A 17,171-nucleotide genomic window follows, 5' to 3' on the forward strand; every position below is an offset into this window, starting at 1 on the left:
GTCGTAGGTCAGGGGCGCGTGGCATAAAGCGCATGATGGGTGAGCACGAACAGGGTGCCACCGTCCGCCCCGCCGAACAGGATCTGGAGCGGCCGTTCGGGCACGTCGATGCGACCTTGCGCGGAACCGTCCGGTGCATAGACGAACACCTGTCCATTGGCGACGAAGACGCGGCCTTGTTTGTCTACCGCCACGCTTTCACCGCCGCGATTGGCGAACGGTTTGAGGGCGGCCAGCGTGCCCTTGGCCCCGATCAGTCCACTGTAGGTCACGTTCTCCGAGGCGTTAGTCACATAGACACGCCCGCCCGGTTTTCCGCTTACGAAGCCGTTGGCGTTAAGGCTGTCCGACCAGCGCCAGCCGACGTGGTCCGCAGAACCCTGCTGCCACACGCGAAACGCGGGCAAGGAGAGGCTGCCGTCGGGCGAGACGTATTCCCGCTCCTTCGCAGCCCCTGCATCGCGGGCGAACATTTCCGAAAGAGTGGTGAACTCATAGGTCTTCGGATCGAGCTGGTCGCGGAATTCGCCGTTGTTCCACCAGTTCACAGGCAGCAGCGTACGCGCCCTCGACTGCGATCGCGCCGAGGTCGACTGGATCACGGTGATCTGGTCGAGCGGGCCCGCGGGATCGAAGGAATAAACGCCCCCCTTGGCGCCGAGCGAGGACTGCACCAACAGGTGGCCCGAGGCGTCGACCGCCAGGTTTACCGGATCGAGCGCATTGTCACGCACGACCTCCAGCCCTTTAGCCTCACTCCACCGGTGGATGCGCTGGAACCGCCGGTCGATGAAGTAGAGCGAACCCTTCGCATCGACGGCCGCGCCCGAGATCGACCAGAATCCGTCCGCCAGCTTCTTAATCTCCGGCCCGGCGGGCGGGGCTGGAGGGGAAGTACCCCTGACTGCCGGGCCGACGTCCAGGCGGGCGAACTCGCGTTCGCGCACGAGGAGACCTTGGGAAACGTCCTCGACCGCATTGTCGAACGGGTACTTGCTGGCGCGCAGGAACGTGCCGCACCCTTCGTCGTCGCAGCTGGCGTAGCCGCTCTCCGCGTTCACGTGGACGTTGCGGAACCGGATATTTGCGGAATTGAACAGCTTCACCGCGCTCTTCGCCGGGTGGTAGCTGCGGGTCACGCGGTAGGCGTGATAGTTAGCGAATAGCAGGTTGCGCGAATTGCGGATCTCCAGCGACACCGCATCCGGCCCGTCGCCCACTTCCTGCTCGGTCTGGGGCGCGAGGAACTCCCAGTTCTCGACGTTGTCGAGCACCAATTCGTTGCGGGCGTGGTGCTCCACCGACATCTCGTAGACGTGGCCGGGGGTTTTCGTATTGGTGACGGTGAAACCGGCCTGCGCGAACGTGTTGGGGCTCCACACGTCGGCGAACGTGCCGCCGCCGCCGTCGGTCACCCAGATGCTGGGATACTGCGCATCCCACCGGCCGTCCGCCACCGGGTCGCCGCTGCGCGCCGAGAGCGAGCCAAGCGGCTTGCCGTCCGCCGTCGGTGTGCCGCCGCCGCCCATGATCTTGACGTCCTCGACCAGGCTGTTCGCGCCCGAGCGCCAGAGCAGCGCCGAGGCGCGCGGGTTCACGCGGCCGGTGAACAGGCCGAGCCCCGACAGGATGTTGTCGCCGCCGCGGGGGCTTTCGATGATCGGCACCACGGAGCCCAGGCCTGCGTGGCCGGGGTTATCGTCGGGTATGTAGAACTGCGTCATGGCGGGGTGCAGGCCGACCAGCACGCTGTCGGGTCGCAGCTTCAGTCGGTCGGTCACTCTGTAGAAGCCGGCGGGGAAGTAGAGCACGCGGTTGCTATTGATGGCGCGCTGGATGGCTGCGGTGTCGTCCGCCTTGCCATCCCCCGTAACGCCCAGCGTCCGCGCGTTCACCCACTGCGCCATCGGCGGCAGGTCGCGGACCGCGGGCGTGCGGGGTGCGGGCATAGCCGTCAGGCCTTCGATCTCGGCTTCGGTGGCGTAGTCTCCCATCTGACCGAGAGCAGGCAAGGCGAGGCCATAAGAGAATGCCGAAACCTTGTACGCCGCGCCCTTGCCCGTCACGGTCCGGGCGCTGTCGCGGAACCGAGCGAAGACGGGAGTGTTCGCCGCCAGCGCGTTCTCGAAGCCAATCTGGGTGAAGACGTTCTTCTCGTTCGAGATCAGCACGCCCGCCCGGCTGACGTTCTCGAAGCGTACGTCCTTGCCCCATAGCGAATCGCCGTAACCCCGATCGACCTCGATCCCGACCGGTGTGTCGCGTATCAAGACGTTGACCAGCGTGAGGCCGACTTCATGCTCGCGGATGGCGGCGTCGCGCTGGCCGTCGAAGCTGGAATCGAGCAGCGTGAACTGCCAGGCCGGAGAGGTCTTCTCCGTCACGATGCCATAGCGGCCGCCGTGGAAATGGACGTGCTCGATGACGTTGCCGGCCTGGTAGACGCCCGCGAAGGCAGTGCCGAGGCGGAAGTCCATGTGGCTGAGAAACGCATGCTGTGCGAGGCGGAAGCGCACACCGGCCGCAGCGGGATTGCCCGCGCCGATCTCGATGTCGACGTTGCTCATCGCCGAGTAGAACGTGCTGGAATTGGCGTCGCGCACCACCTTGTCGCGCGGCACGATGGTGGGAACGGGCACCGGGACCTTGCCAACCGCGTACTGGTCGTCGCCCGCGAAGACGATCATCGTCGATACGCCTTTCTGGAAGCCCGGCGTGCGCGCGCCGAGCAGGATGGTCGGGCGGGTGGGGCCGATCCCGTAGACACGCACGCCGGCCGGTATGATCAGGCTGTGGGTGATGCGATAGGTCCCAGACGGCAGGAAGACGATGCCGTGACCCGTCGCATCGCGCGCTTTGTCGAACGCCTGCTGGATCGCGGCGGTATCGTCGGCCGTACCATCGCCGCGGGCCTGCACGGTCACGGCGCCGGGTTCATCAGGAGCGACGGGGAAAACCGACTGTCCCGTCGCCTTGGCCTCGTAGGGCGTAGCGAGGGCGGTCGCGCCCAGCAGAATCGCCACCAATCCAGCGCGCCCGATCATTGCTGCCTCCCTGTCTTTGTCTTGCGGCCCTTCGCTAAAACGGATGGCTCCGCATGGCACTTGCGACAAAGGTCGTAGTTCCCAAGCGTTCGCAGGCGTCTCTATAGGCACGGACATAACGCCAGCGAGGACATCCGGTTTGCCTGCATTTCGCCCCGATCCTGCTGTTCCCAATGCCATCGTCGTGATGGGTGTGAGCGGCTGCGGAAAGTCGACGCTGGGCGCCCTGCTAGCCGAGGCGCTCGATTGCCCGTTCCTCGAAGGCGACAGTTTCCATTCCCCGGAAGCGGTGGAGAAAATGCGCGGCGGCGAGGCGTTGACGGACGACGATCGCTGGCCTTGGCTCGACCGAGTGGGCAAGGCCGCCGTAGAGGCAATCGAACGGCATGGCGTGGCGGTGTTGGCCTGCTCGGCCCTTCGGTTGGCCTACCGTGACCAGCTGCGCTCGGCGATTGGCCTTCCCGTGCGGTTCGCCTTTCTGGAGAACAGCCGCGAACACTTGCTGGCGCGGCTGGGAAACCGGCCGGGGCACTACATGCCGGCCAGTCTGCTGGACAGCCAGCTTGCCACGTTGGAGCGGCCGCTGCGTGAAGAGGCGGCGATCACTCTCGATGCCGACAAGGCGCCCGGAGCTCTACGCGACGCCGTGCTCGGCTGGCTGAAGGTCTGAACCTCCATTCGCCGACTGGTCACGGCATCAGCCGTCGCCGGCCTTCCCACAAGTGCCAGCGCATCGCCAGCGCCGCGCCTTCCGGATCCTGGGCGCGGATGGCACCGACCACGATCTCGTGCTCGCGCAGCATGGTGGCGATTACTTCCGGGGGGCGGGACCGCGAGATATCGACCCCTGCGCGCATGATCCTCTCGACATCGGACCACAGCGCATCGAAAGCGATCAGAAACGCTGGGTTACCAGTCGCCGCGGCGATGCGACGGTGCAGATCCATATCCTCGGCATGCGCGGGTGCGTTGGAGAGGAGGGCCGCGCGCAGGCGCTCCATGCCTTCCTCAACATGTGCCATTTCCTGCGACGTCCGGCGCGTGGCCGCCAGCCGAGCGGCTTCCGCTTCCAACACGAACCGTACTTCGTAACTGCCTAGCGTCGAGGGCAGCTCCGATAGCGGCATGAACGCGGCTAGTCGCTCCGAAGGCCGACTTTTGACGAACGAGCCCGCGCCTCGCCGCGCCTCGGTGATCCCGTCCGATGCCAGCCGGACCAGCGCTTCGCGCACGATCGCCCGCGATACCCCGAACATCTCGGCCAACCGCGACTCGGCCGGGAGGCGAGCACCGACCTCCAATTCGCGAGATTTGATAATCTCGACGATGCTCGCATAGGCGTGATCGGATAGCCGCGTCTGGTTCATCGGATGCCCTTTGTTAGAAGACGCTGCTTGCGGCAAGCACCAGCAGAAGACCGACGACGGCAACGACGGTCTCCATGACCGACCATGTGCGAAACGTGCCCGGCATGTCGGTGCCAAGATAGCTTTTCACCAGCCAGAATCCCGGGTCGTTCACGTGCGAGAAGAACAGCGAGCCCGCGCCGATCGCCAGCACCATCCACTCCGGCTCGACGCCCGACGCCTTGACGAGCCCGCTCATGACGCCGGCCGTCGTAATGGTGGCGACCGTAGCCGAACCGGTCGCAAGACGGATGCAGACGGCAACGCCCCAGGCCAGCACCAGCGGCGAAACGCCCCCCCCATCTGCCAGCCGCACCAGCATGTCCGAAAGCCCTGCCGTCACGAGCACCTGCTTCAGCGCCCCGCCGGCACCGATCGCCAGCAGAATGCTACCGGCCGGAGTCATCGCCTCGGTCCAAATCTCCCCCTGAATGTGGCGGTCGCCCAGCTTGTGGCCGAACAGCAGCGGCAAGGCAGCGAGATTGGCGACGAGCAGCGCAACGACCGGATCACTTACCCAGCTGATCCAGCGCAGGCTTGCGGTGACCGCAGGCGGCGCGAGCGCAACGGCCTGTCCGGCGGCGATGAGCACGACCGGAAGCAGGACGGCCGTCAACGCGCGACCGACCGAAGGTGCGTTCACTTCCACCTTGGCCGGGGCAAGCAGGGGCGGGCTCAGTTTCACGCCGCGCGCGGTAAAGCGCGCCAGCAACGGCCCCGCGATGATCGCTGTCGGGATGCCGACCAGGAGGCCGTACAAAAGGGTGAGCCCCAGGCTGGCGCCGAGGGCGTCAACCGCAAGCAGCGGGCCAGGATGCGGCGGGACGAGCGCGTGGACGACCGAGAGTCCCGCCAGGGCGGGAAGCATCAGCCGCAGTTTGGACGCATCGTCGTTCTGCCCGTTCGGCAGGGCCGCGGCGGCGGAGGCGACAATTGGCAGCAGCAGCACCAGTCCGGTCTCGAAGAACAGGGGCAAGCCGACCAGCAGGGCGGTGAACAGGCTTGCCCAAGGTGCGCCGCGCACGCCAGAAAGGCGCAGCGCCGCGCGCGCCAGGCCGCCTGCACCGTCGGACAATTGCAGCATTGCGCCCAGTCCAAGGCCGAGTGCGACCACAAGGCCGGTGCCGCCGAGGATGGACCCGGCGCCCTTTTCCACGGACTTGACCGTTTCATCCAACGGGATACCGGCCAGCAGGCCGACCGTGAATGCGCCGCACAGCAGGCCCACGAACGGGTGGAGCCGTCCGCGGACGATGAGAAAAATCGACAGTGCGATTCCCGCGACGGCGGACACGACGAGACGGTAGTCTTCCGGGGTCATAGGCCGCGAAGCCTCCCCGCATGGCCGTAGGCCGTTCGCGGCTCCTTTGGCCGCACTCGATGAAATGACAATGCCATTCCGGTCCTCTCCCCTGGGTCGCGATTCTCGTTGTGTCGGCAGGCCGATCTCGAAATCTGTTGGACAGGTTATAGCTTGCCGCTCGCGATGTTCTAGAAGAATTAGTGTCTAGGATGAGATTTTGCTTGAACCTGTCAGACTGATTCCCTTATCACTGGCACAACGAACTCGGCGCGGCAGGTCTCACCTGATCTGCGCTTCAAGCTGGGTCATGTTAGGGAGAAAGAGATGCACCTCGTTGCAGATCTATGTGCAGTCCCCGCCGCTAAGGACGCGATGGCGCGCCAGTCGTCGGCCGAGCCGCCCCACCTCACTCCAACGCAGCTAAAAGTGCTGCGATGCGTGCGTTCGGGCCTTCTGAACAAGCAGATCGCCTACGAATTGGGTATGGCCGAGGCGACGGTGAAGGTCCACATGACCGCGCTCATGCGCAAGCTCAACGTGCGCAACCGCACCCAGGTGGCTGTCGTCGCGGGCGGTCCGGCGTGGGCCTCATCGCTCTGAGTCTATCAAGGCACGGGAGTAGCGTGATGACATCGGGTTCACGGCGCGAGATTCTGGGCGGCCTGGGGGCAGGCCTTGCACTGGCAGGTATCGGCGTGCCGCGCGCTTTTGGCGCCACCCGCAAGATCGGGTACGCGGTCGTCGGGCTCGGCTCCTATGCCACGCGGCAGATCATGCCCAACTTCGCGCAATGCGAGCAGGCGCGACTCGTCGCGTTGGTGAGCGGGACGCCTGCAAAGCTCGACCAGTACGGCGCCGAGTACGGCATCCCCCGGACGCACCGCTACAGTTATGCCGACTTCGATCGGATCCGGAACAACCCGGACATCGACGCGGTGTACGTCATTCTGCCCAACAGCCTTCACGCAGAATATGCCATTCGCGCAGCGAAGGCGGGCAAGCACGTGATGTGCGAAAAGCCCATGGCAACTTCCGTGGCCGAGTGCGAGGCGATGATCTCCGCTTGCCGTGTGGCCGGCACCAAACTGATGATCGGCTACCGCTCGCGCTTCGAGCCTTACAACCGGTTGGCGATCGAACTGTCACGCGGCGGCCACGTCGGCCCGACTCGCCTGGTTACGGCGGAGCACGGGTTTTCCATCAAGCCGGGGCAATGGCGGCTGGACCGGCCGCTGGCGGGCGGCGGCTCGATGATGGATATCGGCATATACAGCTTGAACGCGGCGCGTTACCTCACTGGCGAGGAGCCGGTAGAGGTCAGCGCCATCGAATCGACCGATCGCTCCGACCCGCGCTTCCGTACCGTGGAGGACCGCATCAGTTTCCTTTTGCGCTTCCCATCAGGCATCGAAGCGAACTGCATATCGAGCTACAGTTCCGCGCATAACTCCTATCGCGTGATCGGGACGCGCGGATGGATCGCTATGGACCCCGCGACGCCATACGTGGGACAGGCCATGACTATCCGCAAGGACGACGTCTCCGCGCCGCGAACCTTGCCGGCTCCGGCCAATAACCAGTTCGCGGGCCAACTCGATCACCTTGCGGAATGCATTCTCACCGGAGCGACTCCGATCGTACCGGGCGAGGAGGGGCTTGCCGACATGCGGGTAATCGAGGCGATCTACCGATCCGCCGCAGAACGCGCCCACGTGAGCCTTGCCACATGATTGATCGCCGCGCGGTGCTTGCCGGACTGGCCGCACTGACGCTGGTCGATGCAACAGTCGCAAAACCGGCTTCGACGGCAGCTTTCAGCGGCATCCGGCGCGTCGATCCCGAGCTGGACCGGATAGTCGCAGTCGATGCACCGGTGAAGGTTCTGGCAACCGGCTTTCGATGGGCGGAAGGCCCTGTTTGGATTCCGGATGATGGCGGCTACCTGCTGTTCGGCGATCCGGGCAACAACGTGGTCCACCGCTGGAGCGAGCGAAGTGGAGTAACGCCCTTCCTCTCGCCATCCGGGCTCCAGACGCCGGTTCCCCCCGGCATCCGGGAGCCAGGCCTCAACGGAATTGCGCTGGATGGCAAAGGGGGCTTGATCGGCGCGGACAGCGGCTCGCGGGCGATTGTCCGCGTCGACCTCGCCACCCGTCGCCGCACCGTGCTCGCGGAGCGATTCGAGGGAAAGCGCTTCAACAGCCCCAACGACTTGTGCATCGCGGCATCCGGCGCGATCTACTTCAGTGATCCAATCTATGGTCTGGCCGATGGCGACGATTCGCCTTTGCGCGAACTGCCATGGTGTGGGCTCTATCGCCTTTTGCCTGGAGGCAAGGTGACACTGCTGGACCGAACCAATCGCCGACCCAACGGCGTTGCGCTTTCGCCGGACGAGCGGACCTTGTATCTCGCGCTGTCCGACGAGAAGCGGCCCGAAGTGCTGGCCTACACACTCGATGGCCGTGGCATGCCTACCGGTCGCAGCATGTTCCGCGATATGCGGCCCGAATACGACATCGGCCTCCCGGGCCTCCCCGACGGTATTAAGGTCGGTTCCGCCGGCGACGTCTTCGCGACTGGTCCTGGCGGTGTCCACGTCTGCTCGGCCGATGGCAGGCTGTTGGGCATGATTGGCACCGGCAAGGCCGTCGCCAACTGCGCACTGGCCTCTGGAAGCCGCCTGTTCATGACGTCATCCGATAGCCTTGCCGTGGTCAAGCTGGCGTCGAACTGAGCCGGAAATTGATCAGGCGGTGTAGACGCCTTGGCGCCGGCCATAAGCGTAGAACAGGTCCGGCCAGGCGTGAGCGGGGATCTCCTTGGGCAGCCGTGATCCGAAACCATGGCCGCCCTTGTCGAAGCCATGAAATTCCACGGGGCGCTCATTGGCAAGCATTGCCCCGTACATTGCCACGCTGTTGGCGATCGGGACAAGGCCATCATCGCTGGCCGCGGCGAGGAATACCGGTGGCGTATCCCTGGCGACCCGGTTTTCGATCGACCCTGCCTTGCGCGCAGCGCTGCTCGATGCCGGACCCAGCAACGCATCGCGCGATCCTGCGTGGGCGAAAGGCCGTGCCAGCGTAACGACCGGATAGATCATTCCGACCAGGGCAGGGCGGGCAGACTGGTTATCCGCGGTGTCGACCGGGGTGTAGACTCGTTCATCGAAGCGCGTTGCGATGCTGCCCGCCAAATGTCCGCCGGCGGAGAAGCCAAGTACCGCCACCCGGGCCGGGTCTACGCCGAACTCACCGGCGCGTGCGCGTATCACGCGAATGGCGCGCTGGATATCCTGCAGCGGCACCACCGCTTGGTTCTTCCAACCCTCTTGGGGAAGGCGATAATAAAGGATGAAGCACGTCACGCCGCGCTCGGAAAGCCAGCGCGCCTGCTCTTCGCCTTCGTTGTCGACGGATAGGAAGCCATAGCCACCGCCAGGGACGATCACCACGGCAGACCCGTCTTGATACGCAGGCCGCCGCACTTCGAGTGTGGGTGTGGCGATACCGGTTACCCAGCGGTCGTCGAAATTCGCATCGCTGGAACGCTGCTCGATCGCTCGTATCGGTGCTTCGGCGGTCGCGCCTGGCGCAGCGCCGGGCCAGAGCGGTATAAAGGGGCCAGAATAGACGATCGACCGTGGGCCTGCGTGTGCTGTGCCCGATCGGGTCGCAGCCAGCGCGCAGGCGGAAGCGAGGCCGCCCAGAATTGAACGGCGGGATGCACCGGGATTTCGGAGGGCGGGTTCATCTGGCGCCGCAGTCATCTCATCTCCTCGCGCAATTCACGCCGCGACTTGCAACCGCCGGCAAATGATTTCGCCATCGTTGCGGAGCCAGGCAATTTTTTGCAACCCTATTCCTCTATCGCATTGGTAGCGGTATCTCTCCTCTATCTCAACTCCGGTCACGGCGCCTCATGGCGTCCGGATGTATGGCAGACGCAAGGGAAGAGGCCGTGGGCACATTCGTTACGATGAAAACATTCCTGAAAGCTGCGCCGCTCGCGCTGGCGTTGGGTTCCGCGCTTGGAGTGGACGGAGCCGCCGCTGCCGCCGCTGCCGCCGAAAAGACCACGCCACTGCCGCGCCTCGAAACGCGTGATGGTCGCCATTCCCTAATCGTCGACGGCGAACCTTTCGTGATGCTCGCCGGGCAAGTGAACAATTCGAGCAATTATGCCGAACCACTGAAGACGGCCTGGCCCGTGCTCGATGCGATGCATGCCAACACGGTTGAGGTGCCAATCGCCTGGGAGCAGGTCGAGCCGGCGGAAGGCCAATATAACTTCGCGTTCCTCCAGGAACTGCTTGACCAGGCGCGGGCGCACGACAAACGCGTCGTGCTGCTGTGGTTCGGCACCTGGAAGAACACCAGCCCCGCCTACACGCCGGCTTGGGTAAAGCTGGACAATGGACGCTTCCCGCGGATGAAAGACTCGCAAGGCAAGGACCATGTTGTCCTGTCTGCGCATTCGGCGAATACCATGGCGGCCGACCGGCGAGCTTTTGTCAAAGTGATGGAATACCTGCGCGATCACGATCGGCAGAACACCGTCATCATGGTGCAGCCTGAAAACGAGACCGGCTCCTACACCGTACCGCGCGATTTCTCGGCCGAGGGTAACCGCCTGTTTGCGCAGGCCATCCCGGCGTCGCTGGCGGGCAGGCTCGGAAAGTCCGGGACCTGGGAGCAGGTGTTCGGCAAGCAGGCACCGCGCGCCTTCAACACCTGGTACGTGGCCAGCTACGTCAATGCTGTAGCGGAGGCAGGCAAGGCGGTGAAGCCGCTGCCGATGTACGTCAACGCGTCTCTGGCGGGGCCCTCCAACGTGCCAGACCCCACCGGGGTCGCCAGCGGCGGCCCGCAGTGGGACGTGCTCGACATATGGAAGGCGGCAGCGCCGTCGATAGACTTCGCCGCGCCCGATATCTATGACCGCGTTAGCGCCAATATCGTCCAGTACCTCGATAAGTACGCTCGGCCGGACAATGCGCTGATGGTGCCCGAGATCGGCAACGCCAAAGAATTCGCGCGCTTCTTCTGGCCCACTATAGGGCGCGGCGGCATCGGCTTCTCGCCCTTCGGGACGGACGACACCGGCTATTACAACTACCCGCTTGGCGCGAAGGCATTCGACAAGGAGACACTTGCCGCCTTCGCGCTGCCTTATGCCGCGGTCGGGTCGATCATGCGCGACTGGGCGCGCATCGCCGCCACTCGCCCGACCTGGGGTGCGGCCAAGCCGGACGACGGCACCGATCAGGCGACGACGCTGGGCGCCTGGAAGATCACCGCAAGCTGGGGGCAGTGGCAGTTCGGCATGAAGGATTGGACATGGATCAAGGCGGAGCCCGCCGCGTGGAGCAACGAGCCGGTAGGCGGTCTGGCGGTCGCGCAACTGTCAGATACGGAATATCTCGTCATGGGCGACCACGTGCGCGTCACGTTCTCGGCTGCGAACGGACGCTCCGACGGCACGATCGTCTCCGTCGAGGAAGGGACTTTCAAAGATGGGAAATGGGCGATGACTCGCGTGTGGAACGGCGATCAGACCGACTACGGCTTCAACCTGATCGACCGGCCCCAGGTGCTCAAGGTTACGACCGGCTTCCATTCGCAGCGCCAACATTGAGAAATTGAAGGCGATGCGGCCAGACCGGCGTAGGTTCATGGCGGGTGCGTTGGCGGCCGCAGGGGGCGCGGCGGCCATGTCCCGCCGCTCCATCGCGCAATATGTCGGTACCTCCGGCCCGGTCCAACCGACCTGGAATTCGCTGGTGGCGAATTATCGCTATCCAGAGTGGTTCCGCGACGCCAAGCTGGGCATCTGGTCGCATTGGGGGCCGCAAGCGGTGCCCGAGCAGGGCGACTGGTATGGACGGCTGCTCTACATGCAGGGCGATCCGATGTACGAACATCACCGGCGGACCTACGGTCATCCGGCGGACACCGGCATGATGGATCTCCTGAACCTCTGGAAGGCCGACCGCTGGGACCCCGATGCGCTCATGAGCCGCTACGCGAAGGCGGGTGCGAAGTATTTCGTCAGCCTCGCCTGTCATCACGACAACTTCGATTGTTTCGACAGCGCGCACCATTCCTGGAGCGCGATGAACGTCGGCCCGAAGCGTGACGTGGTGGGGACTTGGGCCAAGGCGGCGCGCGCGGCGGGCCTCCGGTTCGGCGTTTCCAACCATATTTCGCACGCATGGCACTGGTATCAGGCCGCCTACGGATACGACGCCGAAGGTCCGCGCAAAGGGGAGCGGTACGATGCGTACAAGTTGCGACGCGAGGACGGGCAGGGCAAGTGGTGGGACGGCCTCGACCCGAAAGCACTTTATACCGGCCGCCATATGGTGCCGCCCGAGGGGATCGACAGCGTCGCCGCCATGAATGCGTGGCACGACCAGAACGACGGGCAGTGGATTGAGACCGCGCCACCGGGCGACGAGAACTTCGCGCGCAACTGGTTGCTGCGGCAGATGGACCTTGTCGCCAAGTACCAGCCGGATCTGTGTTATTTCGACGATCATGGCCTGCCTTTCGGTCCTTACGGCCTTTCGGCAGCGGCAGATTACTACAACCGCTCAATCGCCTGGCATGGGAAGATTGATGTGGTGCTCACCGCAAAGAAACTGGCCCCCGAAGCCCGCTTGGGGCTGGTGCAGGATGTCGAGCGCGGTTTCACCAACCGCATCTGGGATGAGCCATGGCAGACCGATACCTGCATCGGCGACTGGTTCTATAACCGTTCTCGTTTCACTGACCGAAGCTATGTTAGCGCGGAAGGGGTCATCCAGCGTCTGGCGGACGTGGTGTCCAAGAACGGCAGCTTGCTTTTATCCATACCGCAGCGAGGCGACGGAACGATCGATTCCGAGGAGGAAAGAATCCTCGATCGCATGGCGGAATGGATGGCGATCAACCAAGAGGCAATCTTTGGCACCCGGCCGTGGCATGTCTTCGGCGAAGGGCCGACCGTGTTGCCGACGGGTATGCAGAACGAAGGCGAATTCAAGGGATTCGTCGAGGGGGATGTTCGCTTCACGACCACGAAGGGCGTTCTCTATGCGCTGGTGCTTGTGCCGCCGAGCAAGCCGCTCCGGCTCAATTCGCTGGGTCGACGTACCTTGCCGGGAGAAGTGGCGCGCGTGACGCTATTGGGGGGCGCATCCCTAGAGTGGCGACAAACGGCAGATGCTCTATTCGTTGGTTTACCGAAGACCCATTGGATTGTGCCCGTCATAAAGATCGAGGGGAACGGCTTGGCAAAATCACCGACGATTTGACGAGTCGTCCCGTTCCGGGCGTTCGGTCAACGCGCCCAGCTTTTTGCCAGGGCTTTCGAATCTGTCGGCCGATCGATGATCCCGGCAGCGATTTGGAGCGGCCGGGGCTCCCGCGCGGCAGCTTGCTGCAATGGCAGCACCGATTGGGTTTTTGCGCAGGGTCGCTGTCCGGCAATGAACACCCGGCCGACCTAAGCCCATGAATGGCGGGAAAAATGCGCTGGCACGGTTCTTGTTATGGAAGCCTCGAGCAATCTGCAGGGGAATCCATGACCAAGTATCTGAATGCCGCCGCCGCTGTCACGCTGGGCAGTTTCCTGGCGCCCGGTTTTACCGTGCCGGCATTGGCGGCGGATGCCGATGCCGCGGCCGAAAGCACGTCCGATGCCAGTGGCGGTACGGGCGGGGAGATCGTCGTCACCTCGCTGAAGCGCGCCATCAAGCTGCAGGACGCGCCGGCCAGCATCACCTCGATTTCGGACGACACGCTGCGTGCGGCAAGCATCGATTCCGCCAACGACCTCGTGCGCGCCGTGCCCAGCCTGACGATCACCGACGCCGGCCCCGGCCAGCGACGCATCACCCTGCGCGGCATCCGCAGCGCCGGCGACGCACAGGTGGGCATCTACTACGACGAAACCCCCGTCGCCGGGCCGCCGGGCACCACCAGCGATCCGGGCGGCAGCCAGTCGGACTTCAAGCTGTTCGACCTGGAGCGCGTCGAAGTGCTGCGCGGGCCGCAGGGCACGCTCTACGGCGCCGGAGCGGTGGGCGGCACGATCCGCCTCGTCACCCGCAAGCCCGACTTCGAATTCGGCGGCCGCGTCGATGTCGGCGCCACCACCACCGAGGGTGGCGGCGAGGGCTACCAGCTCAACGCGGCGCTGAACGTCCCCATCGTCAAGGACGTGCTGGCCGTGCGGGGGGTCTACTTCCGCCGCCAGAACGACGGCTGGGTCGATAACCCCGGCCTTGGCCTCACGGGTATCAATTCGGAACGCAGCGACGGCGGGCGCATCCTCGTCCGCTTCGTGCCGACGCCGGGACTGACGATCGATGGCGCCGCGCACTTCCTCTATTCCGAAGGCGGCGCCAGCACCTGGTCGCCCAGCGCAGGCAAGTACAACGCGGTCAATTCCTCGCAGGTGCCCTACAGCGACAAGCAGCGGCTCTACAGCCTGTCGGCGCGCGCTGAACTGGGCTTGGCCGACCTCGTCGCGACCACCAGCTACCAGGACCGCGACACCCTGGTCACCCGCGACCCGACCCCGCTGTTCCGCAGCTTCAAGACCCGCGCGACCTGCGCCACGCACTTCACCGCCGCGGTCTGCGCCACGCCCGCGGGCTTTGCGGCCTACAACTCCTATGTCGATGGCCTGCTTCCCGTCATCTACTACCAGCCGCAGTCGGTCACCGACTGGACCAACGAACTGCGCCTGCAGTCGAACGGCAGTTCGTGGTTCCAGTGGACCCTGGGCGGCTTCTACGAGGACCGCGATTCCAAGGTCCTGTCCGAAGCGCGCCGCACCAACGCCAGCGACGGTTCGCAGATCCAGGGCGCGACCCCGCTGCTGCAGCGCCACGTCATCGACAAGCTCAAGCAGAAGGCCGCGTTCGGCGAGATCGCGGTCACCCCGGTCGAGGGCCTGACTTTGACCGGCGGCCTGCGCTACTACAGCTACGACAAGACCGTGGGCGGCGACACCACCATCGGGCTGGACATCCTGCGAACCGCCGTCACGCCCTTCGCGGTCTACAAGACGAAGAACAACGGCTGGCTCTACAAGGCCAATGCGAGCTGGAAGGCGGCCGACAACGTCCTCGTCTACGGCCAGGTGGCGACCGGCTACCGTCCGGGCGGCGTCAACCAGGTGCTCGGGCTGGCGCAGGCGCTCTCCTACAGCCCTGACAAGCTGACCACGTACGAAGGCGGCATCAAGACCTCGTTCGGCGACGATGCGCTGATCCTGAACCTGAGCGCCTACCTCACCGACTGGTCGGACATGCAGGTCAGCATCAACAGTGGCAGCTTCCTCTATCTCGGCAATGCCGGCGCCGCGCGGATCAAGGGCGTTGAGGCGGAAGCCACCCTGAACCCCACGCGCGGCCTCGTGTTCAACGTCAACGCCGTGCTGACCGACGCCAAGCTGACCGAGGACCAGGTGCCCGACGGCGTCACCCCGCTCGCATCCACGGCGCGGCGCGGAGACAAGATCCCGTTCATCGCCCCGCAGACGATCAGCTTCGCCGGGCAGTACGAATGGGCACTGGGCTCGGGCGGCTGGAACGGCCTCGTGCGCGGAGACCTGACCTATGTCGGCTCCTCGCGCGCGGATTTCCGCCCTACCTCCGCCAGCTACCGCAAGGTCGGCGACTATGCGCTGGCGAACACGCGGGTCGGCGTGCGGGGCGATCGGTACGGCGTATTCTTCTACGTCAACAATCTGCTGAACAAGGCCGGGCGCACCTCCGCCGGCAACACGCTGGGCGGCACAACCGAGACCGTCACCACCATCCCGCCGCGCACTTACGGCATCAACCTGACCGGCTCGTTCTGACGCCCACGGAGATTTTCCCCATGAAACATCAGCATCTGACCTGCGCGGCCCTCGGCGCGCTGACTTTCGCGATGGCCCCGGCAGCTGGCGCTGAAACCCTGTCCGACAGGGACACCACCGCGATCATCGCGGGGATCGACGCGCGCAAGCCGCAGCTCGCGGCCAATGCCCGCAAGATCTGGGAGTGGGCGGAAGTAGGCTTCCACGAGGACCAGAGTTCGGCGCTCCTGCAGCAGCAACTCAAGGCCGCCGGTTTCCGCGTGGAGGCCGGGACCGACGGGATGCCGACCGCGTTCACCGCCACCTATGGCACCAAGGGCCCGGTGATCGCGCTGCTGTCTGAGTACGACGCGCTTCCCGGCCTGTCGCAGACCGACGAGCCGCTCGAGCATTCGCGCGGCGGCCTTGCTGGCCATGCCTGCGGACACAACCTGCTGGGCACGGCCTCGGTCGAGGCGGCGATCGCGCTGGCGAAGTGGCTCAAGGCGAGCGGCACCCCCGGCATCGTGCGCCTCTACGGCACGCCCGCCGAGGAAGGCGGCTTCGCCAAGGCGTACCTCGTGCGCGACGGCTTCTTCAAAGACGTCGACGCGGTGCTCAGCTGGCATCCGGGCAGCTCCAACGGTGCTTCTCAGGGGCAACTGCTGTCGATGGTGACGGCCAAGTTCCGCTTCACCGGCGTAGCCTCCCACGCGGCGGCCGCGCCTGAGCGGGGCCGCTCGGCGCTCGACGGGGTAGAGATCCAGAACGTCGCGGTGAACTACCTGCGCGAACACATCCCCTCGGACGCGCGGGTCCACTACACGATCACCGATGGCGGCGACCAGCCGAACATCGTGCCCGCCCATGCCGAAAGCTTCTATTACGTGCGCCACTACGACCCGGCGGTCGTGCGCGACGTGTTCGAGCGGGTGGTCAAGGCGGGCGAGGGCGCCGCGCTCGCCACCGGCACCAAGTTAGAATATGAAATCATCGGCGGCAGCTTCGGCACCCTGCCCAACGACACGCTGGGCCGCGTGATCGACACCAGCCTGCGCCGGGTCGGCGGGTACAGCTACACCCCCGAGCAGCAGCGCTATGCCGATACCATCGCCAAGACTTTGCCCAAGGGCGCGGCCAAGGGCGGGCCGTCGGACATCGGCGCGTACGATTTCGGGCGCAAGGGCTCGGCTTCGTCGGATGTCGGCGATATCAGCTGGGTGGTTCCCACTGCCAGCCTCGGCACCGCGACCTGGGTGCCGGGCACGGCGCCGCACAGCTGGCAGGCGGCCTCGGCGAGCGGCACTTCGATTGGTGTGGAAGGCGCGGAAGTGGCGGCCAAGACGCTGGCGCTGTCGGGCGCGCAGCTGTTCCTCAACCCCGACAAGCTACGCGACGCCAAGGCGGAGCTGCAGCGCAGCCAGGGTGCGGATTTCCAGTACGTGCCGTTGATCGGCAACCGGAAACCGCCGCTGGATTATGCGCGCAGCGCGCTCCCGGGCGATCGCGTCGTGAAGCAGTAACTAAAAGGGGGCGGGTTCCGGTTGGAACCCGCCCCTTTTTTGTGTGCCGGGCACGGCG

The 17,171-nt window shown here is 65.2% G+C and carries 12 protein-coding genes; 8 read left to right on the plus strand and 4 right to left on the minus strand.

What is annotated here, in order from left to right:
- Window positions 1-8 precede the first annotated feature (8 nt).
- Entirely contained in the window at window positions 9-3,044 is a 3,036-nt protein-coding gene (locus PMI02_RS03130; protein ID WP_007678591.1) for a glycosyl hydrolase family 28-related protein, read from the minus strand.
- 187 nt (window positions 3,045-3,231) lie between these two features.
- Between PMI02_RS03130 and PMI02_RS03135 the strand changes: the two genes are divergently transcribed.
- Window positions 3,232-3,714, plus strand: coding sequence for a gluconokinase (locus PMI02_RS03135; RefSeq protein ID WP_007678595.1), 483 nt, complete (start codon window positions 3,232-3,234; stop codon window positions 3,712-3,714).
- Between the two features lie 19 nt (window positions 3,715-3,733).
- Here the strand turns inward: PMI02_RS03135 and PMI02_RS03140 are convergent, their stop codons facing one another.
- The gene (locus PMI02_RS03140) at window positions 3,734-4,411 is read right to left on the minus strand and encodes a FadR/GntR family transcriptional regulator (RefSeq protein WP_007678597.1); all 678 of its coding nucleotides are present in this window, start codon (window positions 4,409-4,411) and stop codon (window positions 3,734-3,736) included.
- Window positions 4,412-4,424: 13 nt separating this feature from the next.
- Window positions 4,425-5,771, minus strand: a complete 1,347-nt coding sequence (locus PMI02_RS03145) for a GntP family permease (RefSeq protein WP_007678599.1) — start codon at window positions 5,769-5,771, stop codon at window positions 4,425-4,427.
- A 306-nt stretch (window positions 5,772-6,077) separates the two neighbouring features.
- Here PMI02_RS03145 and PMI02_RS03150 point away from each other — a divergent pair, with 306 nt between their 5' ends.
- The 3 genes from PMI02_RS03150 to PMI02_RS03160 are packed head-to-tail and all read left to right on the plus strand — an operon-like array spanning window position 6,078 to window position 8,490.
- Complete coding sequence (locus PMI02_RS03150) at window positions 6,078-6,353, plus strand: helix-turn-helix transcriptional regulator (protein ID WP_007678601.1); 276 nt, start codon at window positions 6,078-6,080, stop codon at window positions 6,351-6,353.
- 26 nt (window positions 6,354-6,379) lie between these two features.
- The gene (locus tag PMI02_RS03155; protein ID WP_007678603.1) at window positions 6,380-7,483 is read left to right on the plus strand and encodes a Gfo/Idh/MocA family protein; all 1,104 of its coding nucleotides are present in this window, start codon (window positions 6,380-6,382) and stop codon (window positions 7,481-7,483) included.
- Window positions 7,480-8,490, plus strand: coding sequence for an SMP-30/gluconolactonase/LRE family protein (locus PMI02_RS03160; protein WP_007678605.1), 1,011 nt, complete (start codon window positions 7,480-7,482; stop codon window positions 8,488-8,490). Before PMI02_RS03155 ends, PMI02_RS03160 begins: the two co-directional genes overlap by 4 nt.
- A gap of 12 nt (window positions 8,491-8,502) precedes the next feature.
- Here the strand turns inward: PMI02_RS03160 and PMI02_RS03165 are convergent, their stop codons facing one another.
- Window positions 8,503-9,525, minus strand: coding sequence for an alpha/beta hydrolase (locus tag PMI02_RS03165; protein ID WP_007678607.1), 1,023 nt, complete (start codon window positions 9,523-9,525; stop codon window positions 8,503-8,505).
- 209 nt (window positions 9,526-9,734) lie between these two features.
- Here PMI02_RS03165 and PMI02_RS03170 point away from each other — a divergent pair, with 209 nt between their 5' ends.
- From PMI02_RS03170 to PMI02_RS03185, 4 genes are all read left to right on the plus strand, one after another.
- Window positions 9,735-11,393, plus strand: a complete 1,659-nt coding sequence (locus PMI02_RS03170; protein WP_086000103.1) for a DUF5597 domain-containing protein — start codon at window positions 9,735-9,737, stop codon at window positions 11,391-11,393.
- Window positions 11,394-11,430: 37 nt separating this feature from the next.
- A complete protein-coding gene (locus PMI02_RS03175) occupies window positions 11,431-13,053 on the plus strand; it encodes an alpha-L-fucosidase (protein ID WP_369751201.1) in 1,623 nt (540 codons plus the stop codon).
- A 269-nt stretch (window positions 13,054-13,322) separates the two neighbouring features.
- Window positions 13,323-15,611, plus strand: coding sequence for a TonB-dependent receptor (locus PMI02_RS03180; RefSeq protein ID WP_007678613.1), 2,289 nt, complete (start codon window positions 13,323-13,325; stop codon window positions 15,609-15,611).
- A gap of 20 nt (window positions 15,612-15,631) precedes the next feature.
- A complete protein-coding gene (locus tag PMI02_RS03185) occupies window positions 15,632-17,113 on the plus strand; it encodes an amidohydrolase (protein WP_007678615.1) in 1,482 nt (493 codons plus the stop codon).
- The last annotated feature ends 58 nt before the right edge of the window (window positions 17,114-17,171 follow it).

It is taken from the genome of Novosphingobium sp. AP12 (assembly GCF_000281975.1).
Classification (GTDB): Bacteria; Pseudomonadota; Alphaproteobacteria; order Sphingomonadales; family Sphingomonadaceae; genus Novosphingobium.

Coding starts and splice junctions, on each gene's coding strand:
- PMI02_RS03130 (WP_007678591.1), bottom strand. CDS start 3,044: ATGATCGGGCGCGCTGGATTGGTGGCGATTCTGCTGGGCGCGACCGCC.
- PMI02_RS03135 (WP_007678595.1), top strand. CDS start 3,232: ATGGGTGTGAGCGGCTGCGGAAAGTCGACGCTGGGCGCCCTGCTAGCC.
- PMI02_RS03140 (WP_007678597.1), bottom strand. CDS start 4,411: ATGAACCAGACGCGGCTATCCGATCACGCCTATGCGAGCATCGTCGAG.
- PMI02_RS03145 (WP_007678599.1), bottom strand. CDS start 5,771: ATGACCCCGGAAGACTACCGTCTCGTCGTGTCCGCCGTCGCGGGAATC.
- PMI02_RS03150 (WP_007678601.1), top strand. CDS start 6,078: ATGCACCTCGTTGCAGATCTATGTGCAGTCCCCGCCGCTAAGGACGCG.
- PMI02_RS03155 (WP_007678603.1), top strand. CDS start 6,380: ATGACATCGGGTTCACGGCGCGAGATTCTGGGCGGCCTGGGGGCAGGC.
- PMI02_RS03160 (WP_007678605.1), top strand. CDS start 7,480: ATGATTGATCGCCGCGCGGTGCTTGCCGGACTGGCCGCACTGACGCTG.
- PMI02_RS03165 (WP_007678607.1), bottom strand. CDS start 9,525: ATGACTGCGGCGCCAGATGAACCCGCCCTCCGAAATCCCGGTGCATCC.
- PMI02_RS03170 (WP_086000103.1), top strand. CDS start 9,735: ATGAAAACATTCCTGAAAGCTGCGCCGCTCGCGCTGGCGTTGGGTTCC.
- PMI02_RS03175 (WP_369751201.1), top strand. CDS start 11,431: ATGGCGGGTGCGTTGGCGGCCGCAGGGGGCGCGGCGGCCATGTCCCGC.
- PMI02_RS03180 (WP_007678613.1), top strand. CDS start 13,323: ATGACCAAGTATCTGAATGCCGCCGCCGCTGTCACGCTGGGCAGTTTC.
- PMI02_RS03185 (WP_007678615.1), top strand. CDS start 15,632: ATGAAACATCAGCATCTGACCTGCGCGGCCCTCGGCGCGCTGACTTTC.